The 20,511-nt window shown below is 54.0% G+C and carries 19 protein-coding genes and 1 tRNA gene; 16 read left to right on the top strand and 4 right to left on the bottom strand.

Annotated elements, in window-relative coordinates; genetic code table 11:
* Window positions 1-65 precede the first annotated feature (65 nt).
* The 4 genes from TH4_RS02605 to TH4_RS02590 all read left to right on the top strand — a co-directional run bounded on the left by TH4_RS02605 (window position 66) and on the right by TH4_RS02590 (window position 2,802).
* Complete coding sequence (locus TH4_RS02605; RefSeq protein ID WP_064779798.1) at window positions 66-902, top strand: hypothetical protein; 837 nt, start codon at window positions 66-68, stop codon at window positions 900-902.
* 94 nt (window positions 903-996) lie between these two features.
* On the top strand, window positions 997-1,953 hold the full coding sequence (gene pip / locus TH4_RS02600; protein ID WP_064779797.1) for a prolyl aminopeptidase: 957 nt from the start codon (window positions 997-999) through the stop codon (window positions 1,951-1,953).
* An 88-nt stretch (window positions 1,954-2,041) separates the two neighbouring features.
* A complete protein-coding gene (locus TH4_RS02595) occupies window positions 2,042-2,566 on the top strand; it encodes an acyloxyacyl hydrolase (RefSeq protein ID WP_064779796.1) in 525 nt (174 codons plus the stop codon).
* 159 nt (window positions 2,567-2,725) lie between these two features.
* A tRNA-Arg gene (locus TH4_RS02590) sits at window positions 2,726-2,802 on the top strand.
* Window positions 2,803-2,861: 59 nt separating this feature from the next.
* Here TH4_RS02590 and TH4_RS02585 read toward each other — a convergent pair.
* A complete protein-coding gene (locus TH4_RS02585; protein ID WP_064779795.1) occupies window positions 2,862-3,281 on the bottom strand; it encodes a cupin domain-containing protein in 420 nt (139 codons plus the stop codon).
* Between the two features lie 210 nt (window positions 3,282-3,491).
* On the opposite strand from TH4_RS02585, the gene TH4_RS02580 reads away from it, so the two are divergent.
* The 3 genes from TH4_RS02580 (at window position 3,492) to TH4_RS02570 (ending at window position 7,487) form a co-directional block, all read left to right on the top strand.
* Window positions 3,492-4,628 carry a homogentisate 1,2-dioxygenase gene (locus TH4_RS02580; RefSeq protein ID WP_064779794.1) on the top strand — a complete coding sequence of 379 codons (1,137 nt, stop codon included), beginning with the start codon at window positions 3,492-3,494 and terminating at the stop codon, window positions 4,626-4,628.
* A gap of 244 nt (window positions 4,629-4,872) precedes the next feature.
* Window positions 4,873-6,039, top strand: coding sequence for a hypothetical protein (locus TH4_RS02575; RefSeq protein WP_245227683.1), 1,167 nt, complete (start codon window positions 4,873-4,875; stop codon window positions 6,037-6,039).
* Window positions 6,036-7,487, top strand: a complete 1,452-nt coding sequence (locus tag TH4_RS02570; RefSeq protein ID WP_064779793.1) for a hypothetical protein — start codon at window positions 6,036-6,038, stop codon at window positions 7,485-7,487. Before TH4_RS02575 ends, TH4_RS02570 begins: the two co-directional genes overlap by 4 nt.
* On the opposite strand, the gene gcvA is transcribed toward TH4_RS02570, so the two are convergent.
* Window positions 7,488-8,420 (bottom strand): transcriptional regulator GcvA, encoded by a 933-nt coding sequence (gene gcvA, locus TH4_RS02565; protein ID WP_064779792.1) that lies wholly within the window; start codon window positions 8,418-8,420, stop codon window positions 7,488-7,490.
* A gap of 199 nt (window positions 8,421-8,619) precedes the next feature.
* Between gcvA and TH4_RS02560 the strand changes: the two genes are divergently transcribed.
* The 8 genes from TH4_RS02560 (at window position 8,620) to TH4_RS02525 (ending at window position 17,330) form a co-directional block, all read left to right on the top strand.
* The gene (locus TH4_RS02560) at window positions 8,620-9,810 is read left to right on the top strand and encodes an acyl-CoA dehydrogenase (RefSeq protein WP_064779791.1); all 1,191 of its coding nucleotides are present in this window, start codon (window positions 8,620-8,622) and stop codon (window positions 9,808-9,810) included.
* A gap of 104 nt (window positions 9,811-9,914) precedes the next feature.
* Window positions 9,915-11,138 (top strand): CaiB/BaiF CoA transferase family protein, encoded by a 1,224-nt coding sequence (locus TH4_RS02555; RefSeq protein ID WP_064779790.1) that lies wholly within the window; start codon window positions 9,915-9,917, stop codon window positions 11,136-11,138.
* 250 nt (window positions 11,139-11,388) lie between these two features.
* A complete protein-coding gene (locus tag TH4_RS02550) occupies window positions 11,389-12,483 on the top strand; it encodes an ABC transporter ATP-binding protein (RefSeq protein ID WP_064779789.1) in 1,095 nt (364 codons plus the stop codon).
* A gap of 2 nt (window positions 12,484-12,485) precedes the next feature.
* Window positions 12,486-13,376 carry an ABC transporter permease gene (locus tag TH4_RS02545; RefSeq protein WP_064779788.1) on the top strand — a complete coding sequence of 297 codons (891 nt, stop codon included), beginning with the start codon at window positions 12,486-12,488 and terminating at the stop codon, window positions 13,374-13,376.
* Window positions 13,373-14,167 (top strand): ABC transporter permease, encoded by a 795-nt coding sequence (locus tag TH4_RS02540; protein WP_063088623.1) that lies wholly within the window; start codon window positions 13,373-13,375, stop codon window positions 14,165-14,167. The genes TH4_RS02545 and TH4_RS02540 overlap by 4 nt, the downstream gene beginning before the upstream one ends.
* Window positions 14,168-14,259: 92 nt before the next feature.
* Entirely contained in the window at window positions 14,260-15,300 is a 1,041-nt protein-coding gene (locus TH4_RS02535; protein ID WP_063088624.1) for an extracellular solute-binding protein, read from the top strand.
* A gap of 100 nt (window positions 15,301-15,400) precedes the next feature.
* Window positions 15,401-16,333: a nitrilase-related carbon-nitrogen hydrolase gene (locus tag TH4_RS02530; protein WP_064779787.1), complete on the top strand. Its 933-nt coding sequence runs from the start codon at window positions 15,401-15,403 to the stop codon at window positions 16,331-16,333.
* Window positions 16,334-16,436: 103 nt separating this feature from the next.
* The gene (locus TH4_RS02525; protein ID WP_064779786.1) at window positions 16,437-17,330 is read left to right on the top strand and encodes a ketopantoate reductase family protein; all 894 of its coding nucleotides are present in this window, start codon (window positions 16,437-16,439) and stop codon (window positions 17,328-17,330) included.
* Window positions 17,331-17,338: 8 nt separating this feature from the next.
* On the opposite strand, the gene TH4_RS02520 is transcribed toward TH4_RS02525, so the two are convergent.
* A complete protein-coding gene (locus TH4_RS02520) occupies window positions 17,339-18,280 on the bottom strand; it encodes a DMT family transporter (RefSeq protein WP_064779785.1) in 942 nt (313 codons plus the stop codon).
* Between the two features lie 136 nt (window positions 18,281-18,416).
* Window positions 18,417-19,454, bottom strand: coding sequence for an AraC family transcriptional regulator (locus TH4_RS02515; RefSeq protein ID WP_167351186.1), 1,038 nt, complete (start codon window positions 19,452-19,454; stop codon window positions 18,417-18,419).
* Between the two features lie 420 nt (window positions 19,455-19,874).
* On the opposite strand from TH4_RS02515, the gene TH4_RS02510 reads away from it, so the two are divergent.
* Window positions 19,875-20,435, top strand: coding sequence for a VOC family protein (locus TH4_RS02510; RefSeq protein WP_064779783.1), 561 nt, complete (start codon window positions 19,875-19,877; stop codon window positions 20,433-20,435).
* The last annotated feature ends 76 nt before the right edge of the window (window positions 20,436-20,511 follow it).

The raw sequence follows: 20,511 nt of genomic DNA, 5'->3' as shown, positions 1-20,511 counted from the left end.
TAAAGCATCAAAAATGGGGAAATTTTTGGGCCGGATCGGCATTGGTGGGGCATAAATGCACATTAATGCTGCTTGTTGTCGTCTTTTGCGGGGCCAATCTACCCGTGATGGCCGCCGATTGGCGCTGTGGGGCTGACATCATCGCGGGTGATGCTAAAACGCTGCTCTCAACGGATCCGAGGCCGGTTTGGCGTGATGTGCAGCTCAATATTGAAGCGGTTGATGCATTCGCTGCTGCCGAGCTGCCGGGCAAATCATTTCGGCTGGCAGATATTGCGTTTGTACCGGGATATGGAGATGCGGCACGGGTATGGCTGGAACAGGCGAGTGCGAACAAGGTTTCGATCACGCCGCTGGCCGAAAGGTCGGACTTTCTCGGGCGAATACCGGTTCGTATTGAAGATCAAGTGATCGGTGACTGGCAAGCAGAACTTCTGGCTGCCGGTCTCGCGATGCTTGTTCCTGAGAGTGATCAGGATATGTCAGAGCTGATCGGGATCGAGGACACCGCGATCAAAAATCACTCTGGCATATGGTCCGACCCTAGCCCAGAGACAGCTTATTACGTGCGGGCCCATGATGCGGGGGCAGAGAATATCCCGACCGCGCGTGATGCAATCGGCAGATTTGCCGTGATTGACGGCAAGATCAGAAGCATCGAACATCAGGAATGGCGCAGTTATCTTAACTTCGGATCGAACTGGCGCGAAGACTTCACCATCGCACTCGATGCCACCTTGCGCGATGCATTCGCCAACGGCGAAGACTTTCAAGACATCCTGCAGGATTGGGTCGGGCAGGAAATTCGAGTGCGTGGCGTGATTGAAAATCGCGGTGGCCCTTACATCGCACTTGAAAACCCGTTCTGGCTTTGTCTCGCCCGGTCGTCACGGGCGCAATAGAGCTTGTTCTTATACCGTTGTTTATGCGACTTCTTGTACGCGCCACCACCGGCGAAAAGACAGCGTCCCATTTAATAAAGAAAAGGTCCTTCACGTGCTCTATCCCGAAATTTCGCCCCATCAGTCGGGTTGGTTGCCTCGTGAAGACGGTCACGAGATTTACTGGCAAGAAGTTGGTAACCCCGACGGGCTGCCGGTCATCTTCCTGCATGGCGGTCCGGGTGCGGGTATTTCGCATAACAGCCGCCGCTTCTTTGATCCGGAAAAGTACCGTGTGATTTTATTTGATCAGCGCGGGGCCGGAAAATCACGCCCGTTCGGCAGCCTTGAAAATAACACGACCGACCATCTGATTGGCGATATCGAAGCCCTGCGCAAGGAGCGCGGTATTGATCGCTGGCTGGTGTTTGGGGGCTCGTGGGGGTCGACTTTGGCGTTGGCCTATGGTCAGGCGTGCCCGGAACGCGTCACGGGCTTTGTCCTGCGCGGTATCTTTCTTGGCACGACATCCGAAATCAAATGGTTCATGGAAGGCATGGGACGGTTCTTCCCCGAGGCGGAGCGCCGCTTCCTTGATGCTGCTGGTTTCAAAGACAATCCCGGTTATCAGCCCTTGCTTGACCGTTATGCCGATATCTTCTCTGGCAAGGATGGTGAAGACGCGGCCATTGATGCAGCGCGCGTGTGGTCAGCCTATGAAGCAACATGTTGTACGCTTCTGCCTGATGATGGTCTGGTCGAGGACTTTGAAGGCGATCAGATCGCGTTGGCGCTGGCCAAGCTTGAACATCATTACTTTGTCCATCGCTGCTTCTTTGAAGAAGACCAGTTGATTAAGAACATTGGTCGTATTTCCCATGCACCGCTCGTCATTGTTCAGGGGCGCTATGACGTTGTGTGCCCGCCAGTTTCGGCCTTGGCACTTCACAAGGCGTGGGATGGTTCTGAGCTGGTCATCGTTGATGATGCCGGGCATGCGGCCAGTGAACCCGGGATCATCCGGGAACTGGTGCTGGCGACCAACCGGTTCGATGGCAAGAAGTTTGTGTAAAATTAACCGACAAGCAGCAATGTGTTGTTGAGTTTGAAACACGGTTGGGTAGTATATCGAACCGATTGATCTAGTGGGGACTTGGTTAATGAAGTTGGTTTTGGGGAAACTGCTTGCAGTTTGCGTACTGTTTGGCTTTTTGAACACCGCACAAGCACAGCAAATTCTTGGAAATGATAACGATTCCGGACTGCTTGAATTTTCGACCGGTATGGTCGACATCACGCAGGACGAAGAAGCAGCTGAATTTCGTCTGAACTACCGTGCACAGCACGCGATGTTTGATGTCACCCGCCCGATCGGCGGTGTGATGGTCACTTCCGAAGGTGCCGTTCACGGTTATGGCGGTCTGGCTGTTGATGTTCTGTGGGGCGATCATTTCGTTTCCAGCGTCTATACCTCGGTTGGCGCATACCATCAGGGCAATGGTGAAGATCTTGGTCACTGGATCGAATTCCGTTCGGGTCTTGAGCTTGGCTTCCGTTTTGACAGCCACGAACGTTTGAGCCTTGGTATCTCGCACATCTCGAACGCCAGCATCGGTGACGAGAACCCGGGTACAGAAATCCTGTCGCTGACCTACTCCTTCCCGATCGAGCGGCTTTTTGACTAAGGCGATCATCGATAAAGGTTTTAATCAGCCGAGGGTGAGCGCATCCTCGGCTGATTTGTTTTTTGGGCAATGTTTTGACCGCCAAGGTGGCAATATCCGTGCCCTCGCGGATTGATCACCGTCGGTTTTGCTGCTAATGGAATGCTGCCTTTTGGCAGTGCGCCCGTAGCTCAGCAGGATAGAGCACCAGATTCCTAATCTGGGGGCCACAGGTTCGAATCCTGTCGGGCGCACCATTTGTCCCCTATGACCAAAAGAACAAAGCATGCCCTGGTGCAGGGCTTGAAGCCCGATTTCATACCGCGTCCTGTGGCGGGTTTTCTTTGAACCATTCAACGATCTTCGGCATATTTTCTTCAAAGGCGCCGGGCGCAAAAATGTTCAGCACGCCCGCCTTTTCTCTGCTGCGGTTTTCGAAATCGTGCTGAATGCCGGCGGGGACGTATATAAAGCTGCCTTTTTCTGCTTCTTGCCAATCTTCACCGATCAGAAAGCTCATTGTACCCTCAAGCACATAGAAAATCTCGTTCCCGTCATCGTGGGAATGCGCGCCAATACCTTTGGTATTTGGCTCCATCCACCATTCAGAAATGGAATACTGATTGGCTGTTTCCTGACCATCGGCCTTAAAGTCGGCTTTAATTCGACCCATGTCGTAGCTGCGGCCCTTGCCTTGTTTCAGGAAAATCGCCTTCTGAGTATCACAATCTGACATCGTTTCCGGTCCCTGGCCTGCACACTGCCTTTAAAGAACTGCAGTGATATCATAGGTTGATTTTGCGAATGCAGAAAGATGCTCAATGATTTTGTGTTTGCAATTCGGAACGCTTGAAAAACAACCACTTCTTTCTCATATCGGTAGAAAGGGGGCTTGGTAGCGATCCACTCCGTTTGGCTCCCGATAAAACCGATCTGGGAGGATCACATGACGAACTGGATCAGGCTTCCAAACAGCGAAGGTCAATGTGTCGCGCGCTCTGATGGGCAAGGCGACCAAAAAACATATCAACGCGAAGTCGGGCGTGCCGGTTTCGAGGGGCCGTCAGCGCAAATTTATCATCGTCACCCGCCGGCCGGTTGGGCGACATTTGAAGGTCCTTTACGACCACGTGCTTTTTCCCTTGGCAAGCTTTCACCAGGCCCGGCCTGTCCATTGCAGGCCCGTCGGGTGCTTCATAATGATCATCTGGAAGCCCGTTACTGGAAAACGGAAAGTAAAATGCATGCGCTTGCCCGTAATGCGGATGGCGATACGCTGATATTTGTTCACAATGGGGCCGGGGCGCTGTTTTGCGATTACGGTCATCTACCCTATTGCGACGGGGACTATATCCTTTTACCGCGCGGCACCGCCTGGCGGATTGAGCCATCTGAACTTTCAGAATTCATGATGATCGAGGCAACGGCATCTGCTTTCAAGCTGCCGGATGCATCGCAGGGCGGGCCAAGCGCGATTAATCCGATGCTATTTACCTTGCCCAGAATTGATGATGCCTTCATTGCCCAGCAAGACGATGCCTTCTGGGAAATTCACATCAAGCGCCGTGGGCAGGTTTCGACCCTGACCTATCCTTTCAATCCGCTGGACGCGGTTGGTTGGGAAGGTGATCTTTGTGTGGTGAAACTGAATTGGCGCGACCTTGCAAAACATCGCTCCGACGGTCAGAGAACGCCGCCCGCAGCGTCGTGCACCTTTGTCACAGAGACCTTTTCAATCAGCACCTTCATCCCCAAGGTTGGAGAGGGCGAGTCCGGTATCATGCGTGTGCCGTTCTATCATTCGAACGAAGATGCAGATGAGTTCATCTTTTATCACCGAGGCGAGTTCTTCAGTCGCGGCGAAATAAAGGCCGGAATGGCAACATTCCATCCAAGCGGTTTCCCGCACGGACCGCATCCAAGCGCCTATCAGAAAAAGATGGTCAAGGCACCGGTGGAAACCGAAGAAGTGGCCATCATGATCGACAGTCGGGCATTCCTGACGGTTGATGAATCCATTCCTGATGGTGCGGAATGGAAGGCGTATGTGAAAACGTGGGAAAAAGCGCAAGAGACACTATAAGGACTTGCTGACATTCGGTGAAAAATGGCAATTTGGCGCCGCCAGTTGATGGTGGTAATTTCGGGGAAGGTTGTTAATGTAATTACCACCTTGTCGGGGTAGTCTAAGTTGTCCCGAGAATTTCTGGCCAAAATGACAAGATGTTCATTACGTACTGCTTTCTTACGCCGGGAATCCTGCCCTTAAAGGGGCGTCAGGGTAACCATCAGACATTAGCGCCGATACCGCTTAGCCAAAGCCAAGAATGAATAAACAGAAGATCGTAAATTCCGTCAGCCACAAGTCTCCTGAACCGCATGAGGTGCCGGACGATCCTTTGGCGTGCCTGCCGCAAACATTCGCTTCGCGCGGTGTCAGGACTCCGTTTACGACCAAGACCCTGCGTTACGCGCGCGTTTCCATTGGCAAGGCCGGACGTAAAATGATCATGTTGCCCGGTCTGTCTGGCGGACTTGGGACCTATGAGTTGCCGCTCGATACACTGCGCGAAGTGTTCGATCTTTCGGTTCATGACCGCATGCTTTACGACCGCCTTATCGAGTTGGAGGATGTGCGTCCGCAAACGGTTCTGGAGCATAGCCGCGACGTTGGCAGTACCGGCGTTGGCGGGGTGGAACTGGCGCGCACCTGCACGCGGCGCAACTGGACGGAAAAAGCATCACGCGAACTTGGGCAGATGGCGGTTCTTCATCAGGCCTTGCGCCAACTTGGTGGTGATGCTGTCAAGGACATGAAGCGCGAAGAATTGATGACCACCGAAGGTCAAATTCGCGCTCGACGGGCGCTGAACCGCTTTGCATCCGAGCACAAGGTCGCCAATGACACCATCATTGATAGCCTTGGCGAATGGAGCAAGATGATCGCCCCGGTCGGTCTTGACCTTGAGGGATGTCAGGGCCAGCTTCGCGTTCTGGCCAACGGGCTTAAAAAGTTCGCCCAGGATATCGAGGAATGGTCAAATTCCGAACAGTCCGACTTCCGGTTTATGGCCGGACGTATTGTCAGCGCGACCCGATCGACAAGTAATCATGCCTTGAAGCGCATCGAGGAAGTTGATAGCTGGAACAGCGAGCTTGGCAAGGTTCTGACGGATTGGGAAACTGCCAAAAAGGCCATCGGTGAAACGATTGAGTATCTCTGGTGGCTGCTTGATGGTTGGCAGGAACTGATTGATGTCTGGGATAGGCGATCTCTGACGGATCGCGCAAAACAGCGCGAAACCGTCGAGGAAGTCGCAAGTTTTGCACCGGTCTTGCCGCTTTCAGAGATTGAGCAGTCCGAACAGCAGTTCTGGGCTGATGTACGGGTTAATCAGATGCTTTGGGCTGGTGAATTGCGTAAGCTTGGCAGTGGTGAAATTGACGCCGATATGATGGATCGTCTCGAACGCTTCAGGAGACAGTCGGCATGAAGATTGAAGACGCCGGAAAGCTTGGCGTTTCGCAACTTGGCAAACTGTTTGAATCGCTCAGCAGTAACGAAATTGCCCGCTTCACGCGCGCGATCGAAAGTGATCGTGCCGATCCCAAATTGCCATTGCCCCATGAAGCCATTCTTCAGATCCTGCGCCCGCGTCTGGCATCGCTCAAACCGGAACGCTATCCGACACCGATGCGTCAGTTCTGCGATCCGTTTGAAGACTTGCTGACCTCTGGCGAGCCGAATGACAAAAGCATCCGGATCAGCCGGTCATCACTGATGCCAATCTGGAATGTCGTGGTGGAATCCGGCGGTCCTGAGTTTCAACAGGCGATGAAGGACATCGACAAGGCTGCTGCGACCCGCGACACTGCAAAACTCGCCATCGCAGAGCGCAAGCTTTGGCAGATCGGGGCGCAGACGATTGAGAATCAACTTGAAAATTCTCATACCGGGGTGAAGCAGGAACGCGCATTGGCAACCCGGCTTGGCTCGCGCATTCATCTTACGGCCTTTGCCGAAGTCGGCAAGATCTTGCGGGTTGGCGACGAAATTGCGCAGTTGCGTGAACGCTTCCCGTCCGCACCGATCAGGGTGCTTGATGCAAGCGATGTGAAATGGCTGCGTGACCTGTTCATGTCGATCTCAAAGGATAAGCCCGGGCTTGAGCCGATGTTCCTGCTCGCGGTTTTGGCGCGCCTTTTGCGACCGAGCGAGTTGTTCAAGCTGATCCGTGTGCTGTCGACCAAGTCTGATGACCGCACGATCGAGAAAACCAACCTTGCTGAAACCGGCGATCTGATCATTGATCTGTTGGCCGAGACAGTAACCGAGATTGAACAGGGTGTCGGCACAGGCAAAGACGAAGCTCACATCCTGTCACTGGCCCGCTGGTATGCTTCGGAATTTGTCCGCATCACCCGAGAGTTTAAAATCCGCAAGGATGGCCGTTGGGGTGAAAAGCTGCTTGAAACCCGTCGTCGGGTATCGCGCGCGCTTGCCGATACGATGTTTGGCGCAACGCCGGAACGCGTGATTGATGCCTTGCCAAAACTTGAAGCGGCTCAAGGTCCGGGATCGGGGCGTGGTGCACTTGCCCGTCCGATCTTCTCGCAGGAATTCGATGACGAGAAAGTCCTGGCCGCTGAAAAATCGGCCGAGGCAATTGCCGAAACCGCCCGCATTTCCGATGTGCTTGCCGCCCAGAGTTCGGCTGCCAAAGCGGTGGTGGAGCTAAAGAAGAAGCTCAACCAGATCGGCCGCGCCGGTGTGGACAGCATGCGCCGTCTAACACCCGAAGAAGTTCCGAACGCGCAGCGAAACTTGATGGCCACGGTACGCTTGCTTGAGATTGTCGATGGTCCGGAAGATGCCGATGTGCTGCGCCGCCGCGGGATGAATGCACTGCGTGCGCTATCAGCCGATCAGAAGGCAAGCTGATCAGGCCAGTTTGCCCTGCATGGCAATTTCACGGGCAAGGTTCTTTACCGTATCAAGTTGATCAAGCCAGTTCATAAAAGCCCGGATCTTGGGAAGCCGCGCGCGGCTTTTCGGGCAGCAGGCGTAATAGTGAAACGGACTGGCCTTGGGTTGGCCGAACGGGGCGATAATCCGGCCGGTTGCCAGCTCATCGGTGATCGCAAAGGTCGGCAACAACGCCACACCAAGTCCGGCAACGGCGGCCTGCATCGCCATGGTGAAATGTTCAAACTTCGGGCCGTTTTCACCGTCAATATCACTAAGCCCGCTTGCTGCAAGCCAATCGGCCCAACCGCGCGGCCGGGTTGCGATATGCAGTAACGGAAAGTTTCGCAAGTCTTCTGGCTGTGGCGTGCGTCCCAGGTTGGCAACCAGTTGCGGGCTGCAGATCGGGACCATTTCCTCGCCATGCAGGATGTGGGCATCAAGCTCCGACCACTTTCCTTCACCAAACAGAACCGCGATATCGATCTGTTCACGATCAAAATCGGGCATGCCGATCCGCGAAATGAAATTGATCGCAATGTCGGGATATCTGGCCCGGAAGTCAGGCAATAATGGAATAAGGCAGCGCGACCCGAATGTCGGCGGCGCGGCAACCGTCAAAACCCCGCTTTCCGAACCACCTGACAACAGGGTCAAGGTCGCACTTTCAAGCTGATCAAGGGCCGGTCGGATGGATTGCAGATAACTTTCGCCTTCTGGCGTTAAGACCAATCGCTGCTTTTCGCGGGCAAAAAGCTTGCAGCCAAGCCAAGTTTCAAGGCCCTGTATTTGGCGACTAACCGCACTTTGTGTCAGATAAAGTTCCTCTGCGGCGCGCGATGCGCTGCCAAACCGGGCAGTCTGTTCAAAGCAACTCAGTGCCTTCAGGCTGGGAATGCGACGGGCCAAGACGATATCCTGATGTGATCAATTCAGGATAGTTTATGAGTTTTTTGCATGATCTGCATCACTTTTATCATTTGCAAGTTGGCTGGTGAGTTCCTAGCTTTAACCCATAAGCAACTAAGCTTTTCAGGGGTAGCGTCATCTCGCCCTTCTATGGCGCTGCCCCTGCTTTCTGTAGAAAAATTCATAAAGGACCATGTGAATGGCAAGCCGCGCACCGTTTCATTGGGAAGATCCGCTCCTGCTTGAAGAGCAGTTGAGCGAAGACGAACGCATGATCCGCGATGCGGCCCGTGCATATTGTCAGGAAAACCTCCAGACCCGCGTTCTGGAAGCCAACCGTCATGAGATTTTCCATCGTGAAATCATGACCGAGATGGGTGAACTTGGCCTGCTAGGCCCAACCATCCCCGAGGAATACGGCGGACCGGGTGTTAACCATGTCGCCTATGGTCTGGTGGCCCGTGAAGTTGAACGCGTTGATTCCGGTTATCGCTCGGCAATGTCGGTGCAGAGCTCGCTCGTGATGCATCCGATTTATGCCTATGGCAGCGAAGAACAGCGCAAGAAATACCTTCCGAAACTGGCAACCGGTGAATGGGTTGGTTGCTTTGGCCTGACCGAGCCGGATCACGGTTCCGATCCGGGCGGTATGAAAACCCGTGCACGCAAGGCCGATGGTGGCTTTACCCTGTCGGGGGCCAAAATGTGGATCACCAACAGCCCGATCGCAGACGTATTTGTCGTCTGGGCCAAGGATGACGAAGGCGTCATTCGTGGCTTCATCCTTGAAAAGGATATGAAGGGTCTGTCGGCACCAAAGATCGAAGGCAAGTTTTCGCTGCGTGCATCGATCACCGGCGAAATCGTTATGGATAATGTTTTCGTGCCCGAAGAAAACATGCTGCCGAATGCCAAGGGCCTTGGCGGTCCGTTCGGTTGCCTGAACAAGGCACGTTATGGCATTGCTTGGGGTGCGATGGGTGCTGCTGAATTCTGCTGGCACGCCGCTCGTCAGTACACCATGGATCGTAAACAGTTCGGTCGTCCGCTTGCGGCGAACCAGCTGATCCAGCTGAAACTGGCTAACATGCAAACCGAAATCACTCTTGGCCTGCAGGGCGCGCTTCAGGTCGGTCGTCTGCTTGACGAAGGCAAGGGCGCACCGGAAGCGATTTCGCTGATGAAGCGTAACAACTGTGGCAAGGCGCTTGATATTGCCCGTGTTGCCCGTGACATGCATGGCGGTAACGGTATCGCCGATGAATTCCATGTCATCCGTCATGCGATGAACCTTGAAGCGGTCAATACCTATGAAGGTACCCATGATGTTCACGCCCTGATCCTTGGGCGGGCGCAGACCGGACTTCAGGCCTTTACCGCAGAGGCTTGATCCCAAAAGCTTGATCGGGCGGCGGCAGAAATGTTGCCGCCCGATTTGATTCCAGCTGCTTTTCCCAGCTGCCTTTTTCCAAGTCGATATTTCGGGATATTCAGATGACTGGCGCACTTTCCGGGCTTCGTGTTCTTGACCTTTCGCGCGTACTGGCCGGGCCGTGGGCCAGTCAGACCCTTGCCGATATGGGGGCCGAGGTCATCAAGATCGAACGTCCCGGTGCCGGTGATGATACCCGTGGCTGGGGCCCGCCCTTTGCCAAGGATGCCAATGGCAATGACACCACCGAGGCGGCCTATTACCTGACGGCGAACCGTGGCAAGAAGTCGCTCACCATCGACATCACCAAGCCCGAAGGCCAGGAGATCGTGCGCAATCTTGCGGCCGAAAGTGATGTGGTTCTGGAAAACTTCAAGGTCGGCGGGCTTGCCAAATACGGCCTTGATTATGCGACCCTATCAAAGGTGAACCCGAAACTCGTCTATTGCTCGATCACCGGTTTTGGTCAGGACGGCCCCTATAAGGACCGGCCGGGCTATGACTTTATGATCCAGGGCATGGGCGGGTTGATGAGCATTACCGGTGCGCCCGATAGTGCCCCGGGTGGGCAGCCGATGAAGGTTGGCGTTGCGGTTGCCGATATCTTTACCGGACTTTACGCAACGATTGGCATTCTGGCCGCCCTCCGTCACCGCGATGCAACGGGCGAGGGGCAGTATATCGATCTCGCCCTTTTGGATGTGCAGACCGCCGTTCTTGCCAATCAGGCGATGAACTATCTTGCAACCGGTAATGCGCCGGGCCGTCTTGGCAATGCGCATCCCAATATCGTGCCTTACGAAGCCTTTCCGACGGCCGATGGCTATCTGATCCTGGCGGTTGGCAATGACAGCCAGTTCAAAAGCTTCTGCGCGGTGGCGGGTCTTGATGCCTTGCCGCTTGATGAACGTTATGCCACCAACCGCAAACGGGTGGCCAATCGCACTGAACTGGTGCCGCTAATCCGTCAGGCAATGGTGACCAAAACCACCGACGCATGGATTGATGCGCTTGAAAAGGCCAATGTACCCTGCGGTCCGATCAATACCCTTGATCGTGTGTTTGATAACCCGCAGGTCAAGCATCGCGGTATGGTCAAGCAGCTTGATCATCCGACGGCCGGAACTGTCCCGACAGTCGCCAACCCGATAAAGTTTTCCAAAACACCGATCACGGATGAAAAAGCCCCGCCGATGCTGGGGCAACACAGCGATGAAATCTTGCGCAAGGTGGCTGGCCTTAGTGATGACCAGATTGCCAAGCTGCGTGACGCCGGCATTGTCTGATTTGACGGGGATTTCCGCGCGTTTGGTGTCCTCTGATTGTCTTTCTGCCTCAGAAGTCCCCGTTTTGCGGGAATAGTGCGCGGCACATTATTTTGTAAAGTGTCTATATGACGCAATCAGAACCAGTTTGGATGCCATTTTAAGGCGGATATTGCGGAACTTCTGTAAATATCGACGCTTTCTCGACCACCGGATTGCAAGTCTCTGTAGATTTTATATCATTTTACAAAATACAAATTCGGGGAAGTGCATGTCAGAAGTAGTCATTTCGGCAAAGTCTGTTGGAAAAACATTTGGGTCGGGTGCCGATAAAGTCACGGCACTGGACGACGTATCTGTTGATATCTTTCAGAATGAGTTTTTCACCATGTTGGGTCCTTCGGGCTGTGGCAAAACGACTTTGCTGCGTCTGATCGGCGGGTTCGAACAGGCGACTTCGGGGCAAATTTTGCTCGAAGGAAAGGCGCTAAATGACCTTCCGCCTTACAAGCGGCCAATCAACACGGTGTTTCAATCCTATGCACTTTTCCCGCATCTGACGGTCCGGCAGAACATCACGTTCGGTCTTGAAATGCAGGGTGTGGCGCGCAAACAGGCCGATGATCGCGCCGAAGAGATGCTTGAACTTGTGCGGCTCGCCCAATATGGCGACCGCGTGCCAAGCCAGCTTTCCGGTGGTCAGCAGCAACGTATTGCACTGGCACGTGCATTGGCACCCGCGCCAAAGGTTTTGCTGCTTGATGAACCGCTGTCGGCACTTGATCTGAAATTGCGCAAGGAAATGCAGGTCGAACTCAAACGCCTGCAGACAGAAACCGGGATCACCTTTGTTTTTGTCACCCATGATCAGGAAGAAGCACTGGCGATGTCAGACCGCATTGCGGTTATGAAATCGGGAGAAATTCTTCAGATCGGTGCGCCACGTGAAATCTATGAAGCCCCGACCCACCGCTTTGTTGCCGACTTTATCGGCGACAGTAATTTCCTTGTTGGCAATCTTGTCGATGATGGCGCTGGCAAACGTGCCGTAAAGCTTGGCGGTGGTCAGGTGATTGAACTGACACAGGATGTGTCCAGTCAACGCAGTGGCGAGGTCACTGTTTCAGTCCGTCCGGAACGTCTTGGACTGGTTGCAGAAAGCCAGGCCGGGGACAATCAGCTTGTCGGGACCGTTTCCACCGTCATCTATTTTGGCACGGATACGACCTATCAGATTGATCTGGGTAATGACGCCCTTTTGACAGTCCGGATGCAAAACGGATCGGGTGCGAAGGCCGATTTCGCCCAAGGCGAACGTGTTGGCATCACTATGTCCCCTGATTCCATTCGGGTACTGGCGGATTGATCATGGGTAATATCATACGATCCAAACGATTTTGGCTGGTCGCACCTGCGGTGGTCTATATCGGCTTCTTCATGGCCGTGCCGCTGTTGCAGATGGCCTATGTTTCGATGTTGGAGCGCGGCGATTATGGCGGGGTGAACTGGGGCGTATTCTCGATGGATGCGTATATCAGTTTCATCTTTGAACGCGATCTGATGGATAATCTTGTGGTCAATACTGACTACCTTCAGATCTTTGCCCGTTCATTTGGCCTGTCGGCGATGACGACGGTGTTCGCGCTTTTGCTTGGTTTCCCGACCGCGTTTTACATTTCAACCCAACCCCAAAGCCGTCGCAACTTCCTGATCTTTCTCGTGACCATTCCGTTCTGGACCAACATTCTGGTGCGGAACTATGCGTGGATGCTGTTGCTGCGCAATGGCGGCCTGATTGATGGGGCGCTGAACTGGATGGGGATTGAAACCGGCGGACTTGATGTTCTTTACACGCCGTACGCGGTTTCCATCGGTCTGACTTATACCTACCTTCCGTTCATGGTTCTGCCGATCTATGCCAGCCTTGAAAAACTTGACCATCGACTGGTCGAGGCGGCCTTTGATCTGGGCGCGGACAAGCGCCGTGCGATGAGCCGGGTGATCCTGCCACTTGCGGCGCCGGGCATTGCCGCGGGCTGCATTCTGGTCTTCATTCCATGTCTTGGCGCCTATGTAACGCCGGAACTTTTGGGCGGTGGCAAATTCATGATGATTGCCAACCTGATCGGCAGCCAGTTTGGTGCCGCGCGTAACTGGCCGCTTGGCGCGGGGCTTGGCTTTGTCCTTCTGGCACTCGTTCTGATCTCGATGATGGTCTATTCATTCAAGTTCAAATCATTGCCGGAGGAAAGCCGATGAAAGTCGATGCTTCCAACCCGCTGTGGCGTTTTCGCGGGATCACCTCGACGGCAATGTTTTTCTTTGCCTATCTGTATTTGCCGATTGTCGTTCTGATCGCGCTGTCATTTAACGAAAACCGTCTGGCGACGATCTGGACCGGTTTTACCATGGACTGGTATGTCACGGCCCTTTCCAACGATGACATGCTGCGCGCGGCCCAGAATTCAATCGTTATCGCGGTTTCGGCAACCGTGCTTGCCACCATTGCCGCCACCTTGGCTGCGATGGGCATGTCACGCGGCCGGTTCAAGGGCGAGGCAGGCGTTTCAGCCATGCTGGTTCTGCCGTTGCTCGTACCTGAAATCGTGACCGCAATTGCGACCCTTCTGTTCTTTGTTGCATTGGGGATCAAGCTGGGTCTTCTGACCGTGATCATTGCCCATACGGTGTTTTGCATTCCGTTTGCCTATCTGCCGATCCGCGCACGGCTTGAGGGCATGGACCCGGCGCTGGTCGAGGCGGCAAATGATTTATATGCCAATGAATGGAAAGCCTTCCGACGCGTGACCCTGCCGTTGCTGTGGCCGGGGATTTTGTCGGGCGCGATGTTGTCCTTCATCATCTCGCTTGATGACTTTGTCATTTCCTACTTCGTTGGCGGTGCAGGGGCGACAACCTTGCCGATCTACATTTTCGGGATGATCCGGATCGGGATCACGCCCGAGGTCAATGCTGTCTCAGCGATGATGCTGATTGTCTCAATCTTGTTTGTCAGCATCTCGTTCCTGATTGATCGTATTCGATACTGATCTCTGAAATTCAAAACGGGATTGCCGGTTCCCGGACGGGCCGGCCATCCGAATAACAAAACAATCCACCGTCCTTATTTGGGAGTCTCACGATGAAACTACGTTCTGTGCTTCTGGGAGCATCCGCAATCGCCTTGTTGTCGGTCGGTTCGGCAAAGGCGGATGGCGAACTGTTTTTCTATAACTGGTCGAACTATTTTCCGCCGGAACTGATGGAAAAATTCGAAGCGGAAACTGGCATCAAGGTGACCCTTGATGTGTATGATTCCAACGAAACCATGCTGGCAAAGCTTCAGGCCGGCGCGTCGGGCTATGACATTGCTGTCGCATCCGACTACATGGTTGACGTGATGATCAAGGAAGGTCTGGCAACCAAGTTCGACGCCAAAAGCCTTGAGAACTTTGGCAATGTTGCCAAGCCGCACGACACCATGAAATACGATCCGGAGCGCGAATACTCCGTGACCTATCTCTGGGGAACCACCGGCTTTACCTATGATGCGGCCGCTGTTGATGGCGAACTTGAAAACAGCTGGAAGGAATTCTTCGAACCGCGTGAAGAATTCCGTGGCAAGATTGGCGCGCTGAACGACGAAGTCGAAATGTTCAATGCTGCGTCGTATTATGCCGGTGTTGAAAAATGTACCGAGGACCCGGCAGAGGCCCAGAAGGTTCTTGATGTTTTGACGAAACAGAAACCCTACATTGCTGTTTACAGCTCTGAGGGCACCATCGACCGCATGTCGGCCCGCGAAGTTCAGATGCACATGCAGTGGAACGGTGCAGCCCATCGGACCAAGGAAAGCATCCCCGAGGCTGTGTTTGTCTATCCGAAGGAAGGCCTGACCTATTGGGCCGATCACTTCGTCATTCCGGCGGGTGCGCCGAATCTTGAAAACGCCAAGACCTTCATTAACTGGATGATGCAGCCGGAAAACGCGGCAGAAGCCTCGAACTATGCCGGTTACATGAACTCGATCAAGGGGACTGGCGAATTCATGGATCCGGCGCTGAATTCCGATCCGGCCGTGAACATGCCAGAAGAATACGCAGACCTTTTGATCGCGTCGCAGAACTGCTCGGTCAAGGCGCGTGATCTTCGTAACCGTGTCTGGACCAAACTTAAAAACTAAGTCTGCTTCCATTCCCGATTTATCTGATCCGGCTGTCATTTGATGGCCGGATCATGCCGATTTTAGCTAAACGCCCCTCTGAATATCAGGAACGCTGATCATGACGTCTCCGGCATCCTTCCCCGAATATGTAACCCTGGCCCTGTGGGCGACGAACCTTGGTCGACCCGTTAAAGACATGGCGGGGTGGGCCAATCACGTCGATACCCAGATGGCCGAGGCGGCAAAGCAGGGGGCAAAGATCTTTGTCCTGCCGGAATATGCCAGCGAACAATGGTTGGCCTTCAAGCCAGATGGTCTGCAAACCGGTCAGGAAATCGCCTGGATGGCTGACCTCGCGCCCGAGGCCCGCAAATATGGTGCCGAGCTTGCCAAAAAGCATGACATGCTTCTGGTTGCAGGCAGTATGCCCTGGCACATTGATCCTGAAAATCCGTCAGCCGGGCAAACCAACAGCGCAATGATTTTCACACCCGAAGGCGATGCCATCATTCAGGACAAGCTTTCCCTGACGCCGGGCGAACAGGAACCGGAAAACTGGAACCTGACACCGGGCAAGGCTTTTAATGTCATCAAATGGCGTGGGCTGAATGTTGCCGTGCTGATCTGTCTTGATATTGAAATGCCTGCCTTGTCCTGCGTTCTTGCACCGCTTGATATTGATTTGTTGCTGGTCCCGTCCATGACACTGACACCATCGGGTTATCACCGGGTGTTTGGCTGTGCCAAGGCGCGTGCGGTTGAACTGATGACCGTGGTTGCGGCCTGCGGCACGACGGGGGCTGCGGTCAACACCACCAACAATCCGACCAACTATTCCGGCTGTTCGGTGTACACTCCTTGCGAACCGCAACTGGGGCATACCGGGCGCTTTGCCGAGACCGAGCCAACCTTTGATGACGGTGCAGATGGCGAAGTTCTGATTGCCAAGGATGTGCCGATTGGCCTGGTTCGCACCCTTCGCAATGGCGAAGCCGAAGTCTGGCCGGGCGGCTGGACCGCAGGTCATGTGTCGGTCAAAAAAATCGGCTAGCCCCTAGGTGGGAACATCCTGAAATCTTTGCTTGATCTGCATGGCTCTTCAAAGATGATGTTTCCTGTGACAGCGACATAAATCTAAATCAGGAACAGTCATCATGAAAATCGCGGTTATGGGTGCCGGAGCAGTTGGGTGTTATTACGGTGCGATGCTGGCCCGTGCTGGTCATGACGTCACCCTGATCGGGCGTCCCAGCCATGTCGAGGCGATGAACCGCGATGGCTTGTTGCTCGATTTCGGATCCTCGCAGGAATATGTCATCGTGACCGGGAATACCGATGCCGCCGGTGTTGCCGGTGCGGATATGATCCTGTTTTGCGTTAAGTCCACCGACACCATTGAGGCCGGCGAGCAGATTAAGCCATTCATCTCTGCCAACACAATTGTGCTAAGCCTGCAAAACGGTGTGGATAACGCCGAACGACTTGGCGGTGTTCTTGGTCAACCCGTCATTCCGGTGGTGGTCTATGTAGCGACCAGTATGGGCGGCCCGGGCCACGTCAAACACCACGGGCGGGGCGAGCTTGTCATCGGCCCATCTGCGCAAAGTCAGACAGTCGTCGATACACTGGTGCCAGCCAAAATTCCGGTTGAGGTTTCCGACAATGCCGACGGCGCCCTGTGGGCCAAGATGATTTTGAACTGTGCCTATAATGCGCTTTCGGCGATCACGCAGCTCCCTTACGGTGAGGTCGTGCAAGGTGTCGGTGTCTGGGATGTAATGCGTAATGCGGTGGATGAATGTCTGGCCGTTGCCAAGGGATGTGGAGTGACGGTGCCGGGTGATGTTTGGGGCGCGATTGAAAAGATCGCCGAAACCATGCCCGGTCAGTTTTCCTCGACCGCACAGGATCTGGCACGCGGCAAAGCAAGCGAGATTGATTTCCTGAACGGGTATATCGTTCGCAAGGGGGCGGAGCTTGGTATCGCGACGCCGACCAATCTTGCCCTGCATGCCCTGACCAAGCTTCAGGAAACCAAATTGGCCTAATCGCCGGGTTATTCGGCCGGGGAGTTGGCCGGCTCGGTTGATGTCTCGGGCGTTCTTTTGAATTTGCGGGCAACGGCTGCAACGATCTGGTCGTTAAACATCACCAGGGCCGCGGCCATCACGATGAAGACCCCGCCCATCAGGCTGATCGGGGCCGGCAATACGCCAAACACGACAAGATCGAGAATGATCGCCCAAATCATGGCAGTATATTCAAAGGCCGACAGGGTCGATGCCGGGGCACGCGCCAGTGCCTCGGTCATGGCGATATGGGCAAGCCCGCCGGTCAGCCCGGCGCCAATCAGAAAGACAATATTGCTTGTCGAAAGCGGGGCCCAGCCAAACGGGATGGTCAAAAGTCCACCGATCGAACAGATCACGGCAAAGTAAAAGGCAATAGTGCCGGATGGTTCCGTCGTGGTCAGCGACTTTATCTGTACCTTGGCAAAGGCAGTGGTGACAGCAAAGGCCACACCGGCACCAATCCCGATCAGGGTATTGTGATCCAGCCCCGGGGTCGACAGCATCGGCCACAGCATCAGGAACACCCCGGCAAAGCCGCCGATGGTTGCACTGATCACAAGCCATCCCGGATTTTCACGAAGCGTGATGATCGCAACCGGGATCAGAATAAGCGGGGCAAGGAAGCCAAGTGCAGTGGCCAGCGCCAGTGGCAGATAAGCCAGTGACACAAAGGCCAGAAACATCGAAACGCAGCCATACGTGCTGCGTTTCAGATGTCCAAACGGGCGTTTGGTTTTAAGCGCCCTGGGAAACTGATTGCGCCACATCAGATACAGCACAATCGGGATCAGTGCGACACTGCTCCGCCAAAAAACGATCTGACCGGTCGGGGCCTCAAAGGATGCCAACCGTACAAACAGGTTCATGACCCCGAACAATCCGGTCGCGGCAAGGCGTAACCCAATTCCAGACCAGAAACTGTTCATTGCGATCTTCCTGAATGGTGGCGGGTGCTTGGCACCTGTTTTCAGGAATATCGTAAGTTGGTGGCGGGCAATACTGATAAAATTTCATGTCAGAGATGCGGGAAATCTGACACGGTTTGGCGGCAAAAGGTGCTCTTTAAAGGGTGTGCAGCCACTTTTCATAGCGTGTATCACGTTCACTGCCATCCGCGTCCTGCACGTTATTCGATGCATTTTGCTGGCTGCGTCTGAAATCACCCGGCGTCATGTCAAATTTTTCGCGAAATGCCCGGATGAAGGACGTGTCACTGGAAAACCCGCACTCAAGCGCGACGTCGTAAAGGGAACGGGGGCGCTTCGTTGTGGTGCTCAGCAATTGCTTGGCACGGCGCAGACGCAGATCACGTGTATAGCGATAAACGCCGCCATGCTCTTCAAGCAACTGATACAGCTTGGACCGTGAAATGCCTAACTCTCTTGCCGCACGGTCCGGGGTGAGATCGGGGCGCGAAAAATTCTCACGGAAATAACGCCGGATTAGCGTCATGACTTCAAGGTTCTGGCGTTTATTGGTCGTCTCGCTTGTTTCGCCATATGCGGAATTGAGGCAGGCGGCAAGCATATCGGCAAAGCTGTTTTCAAGCACATGGGCATGCTCGCTCTTAAGCGCAGACGCATTGGCCTTCAGCGAGCGCATCAGATTTGCAACAATCCGGACCATCGGGTCACGTGGGCTGAGAAACCGCATGTTGTGATCTTCGGGCAGGGTAAGCCGGTCTTCAAGAAGGGGGCGAGGAATGATGAAGGCAAGGTTATCAAAATCGCTTGTTGTCGCCCGTGCGACTTGCGACAGGTCCTGAAAGAGCAAGCCGTCAGCTTCTATTTCCTGGCCGTCCTTGCCATCATCTGTCGACATACCACCGTTATAGTAAAGCTGGACCATATAATGATCCATGCCGTCGGCAGCGATTGTCTTGGAACTGCGTTCCCAGAGCTGATGTGTGCTGTTGGTGCGGGCGATCATCATCGATCCCAACAGATCCGCATCCAATGTTGCATGGAAGTTGTTCTTGCGGATGTCGGGAAGGGTTTCGACGCTGAAAATGCAGTCAATACTACTTTGCCAAACGTCATAACGTTTGGACATGGGTAGGTCATTGACCGTGAAAAAAGTATGGGTTGCTGACTGTGTCATGCCTGACTCCCGGTTTTGCTTCATTGCAAACAACGCTACTTGCGCGGGTGCATCTGGATTAATATTCGACATCTCTAATACCAGATTTTTTTCATATTAAGCGGAAACCGGGCGTTCCGTCAAAACCACAAAGGTATAGGTTTAGGTTAAAATGAACGCAAAGGTATTATGATTGCGTAAGTGGATCTGGATTATACCTTTGGTTTTAAGGTCTTATGGCTATACGGGATGTTAGGGATTATTTTTTCGAAATCCCTTTATTAGGTGTTTTGGATGGTTCGCACATTTTTTTGGACGCTTCGTGCATTGTCACCCCGCTGCACATGGTAAAAATCCAAAAAACAGAGATGCCGCCTATGACGAAAAACAGAAAACGCTGGCGGCCCTTATCAGTGTGTGCACCGAACCTTGGGGGATTAGATGCATTCGACAGAACCACATCCGGCACGCCGGACGGGGGAGAAAAACTATGCCGGCCCCGGCCGCGACTGGGGAAAGAACTGCCACGTGTTACCCGGACGTCGTCAAGGCGAGAAAAATCACAATTTCTGGCAGAGCCGGGAAGATCAGGAACCGGTTTTCCTATCCTTTGATGATGAATCATCAGCAGCGTCATGCTTTGGCGATCCTGAGATGGCGCAAGGTGCAGAACCGTCTTCTGTGAACCAGTCTCTTGCGGCGACCTTCGATATGATGAAGTCGCTTTCTGAACTGGTCCGCGTATTGGAAGCCATCCGTTCTGTGTCTAATGAAAATGATATCTTCAGCGCAGACGAGCGACTTTTGGATCATACGAAAGACACGTCGTCAGCAGGTGGCGAAGGCAATGACACCCGCCCATGGGTGCTGGCAGTGATTGACCAGCTGGCCGTATTGGGCGCGTCGGAACGCATTCCGTCGCTCAACCATGGTGCGAAGGCGATGGCCTATGGCGACCGCATTCAAGCGGCGAATGATGTCGTATCACGGGTCTCGCACTAAAAATAAACTCAAGCTCGACCATAAAGGACTGCAAGTATCAATGCCCTAGGTGAGGCTGACTTGCTATCACCCGGTG

The sequence above is a fragment of the Thalassospira tepidiphila MCCC 1A03514 genome (genome assembly GCF_001662875.1).
Taxonomy (GTDB): domain Bacteria; phylum Pseudomonadota; class Alphaproteobacteria; order Rhodospirillales; family Thalassospiraceae; genus Thalassospira; species Thalassospira tepidiphila.
This window is presented reverse-complemented; position numbering and strand designations above follow the sequence as displayed.

Bases quoted from the DNA above. Each gene is read 5' to 3' on its own strand.
- TH4_RS02605 (WP_064779798.1), top strand. From the start codon at position 66: ATGCTGCTTGTTGTCGTCTTTTGCGGGGCCAATCTACCCGTGATGGCC.
- TH4_RS02595 (WP_064779796.1), top strand. From the start codon at position 2,042: ATGAAGTTGGTTTTGGGGAAACTGCTTGCAGTTTGCGTACTGTTTGGC.
- TH4_RS02585 (WP_064779795.1), bottom strand. From the start codon at position 3,281: ATGTCAGATTGTGATACTCAGAAGGCGATTTTCCTGAAACAAGGCAAG.
- TH4_RS02580 (WP_064779794.1), top strand. From the start codon at position 3,492: ATGACGAACTGGATCAGGCTTCCAAACAGCGAAGGTCAATGTGTCGCG.
- TH4_RS02575 (WP_245227683.1), top strand. From the start codon at position 4,873: ATGAATAAACAGAAGATCGTAAATTCCGTCAGCCACAAGTCTCCTGAA.
- TH4_RS02570 (WP_064779793.1), top strand. From the start codon at position 6,036: ATGAAGATTGAAGACGCCGGAAAGCTTGGCGTTTCGCAACTTGGCAAA.
- TH4_RS02560 (WP_064779791.1), top strand. From the start codon at position 8,620: ATGGCAAGCCGCGCACCGTTTCATTGGGAAGATCCGCTCCTGCTTGAA.
- TH4_RS02555 (WP_064779790.1), top strand. From the start codon at position 9,915: ATGACTGGCGCACTTTCCGGGCTTCGTGTTCTTGACCTTTCGCGCGTA.
- TH4_RS02550 (WP_064779789.1), top strand. From the start codon at position 11,389: ATGTCAGAAGTAGTCATTTCGGCAAAGTCTGTTGGAAAAACATTTGGG.
- TH4_RS02545 (WP_064779788.1), top strand. From the start codon at position 12,486: ATGGGTAATATCATACGATCCAAACGATTTTGGCTGGTCGCACCTGCG.
- TH4_RS02540 (WP_063088623.1), top strand. From the start codon at position 13,373: ATGAAAGTCGATGCTTCCAACCCGCTGTGGCGTTTTCGCGGGATCACC.
- TH4_RS02535 (WP_063088624.1), top strand. From the start codon at position 14,260: ATGAAACTACGTTCTGTGCTTCTGGGAGCATCCGCAATCGCCTTGTTG.
- TH4_RS02530 (WP_064779787.1), top strand. From the start codon at position 15,401: ATGACGTCTCCGGCATCCTTCCCCGAATATGTAACCCTGGCCCTGTGG.
- TH4_RS02525 (WP_064779786.1), top strand. From the start codon at position 16,437: ATGAAAATCGCGGTTATGGGTGCCGGAGCAGTTGGGTGTTATTACGGT.
- TH4_RS02520 (WP_064779785.1), bottom strand. From the start codon at position 18,280: ATGAACAGTTTCTGGTCTGGAATTGGGTTACGCCTTGCCGCGACCGGA.
- TH4_RS02515 (WP_167351186.1), bottom strand. From the start codon at position 19,454: ATGACACAGTCAGCAACCCATACTTTTTTCACGGTCAATGACCTACCC.
- TH4_RS02510 (WP_064779783.1), top strand. From the start codon at position 19,875: ATGCATTCGACAGAACCACATCCGGCACGCCGGACGGGGGAGAAAAAC.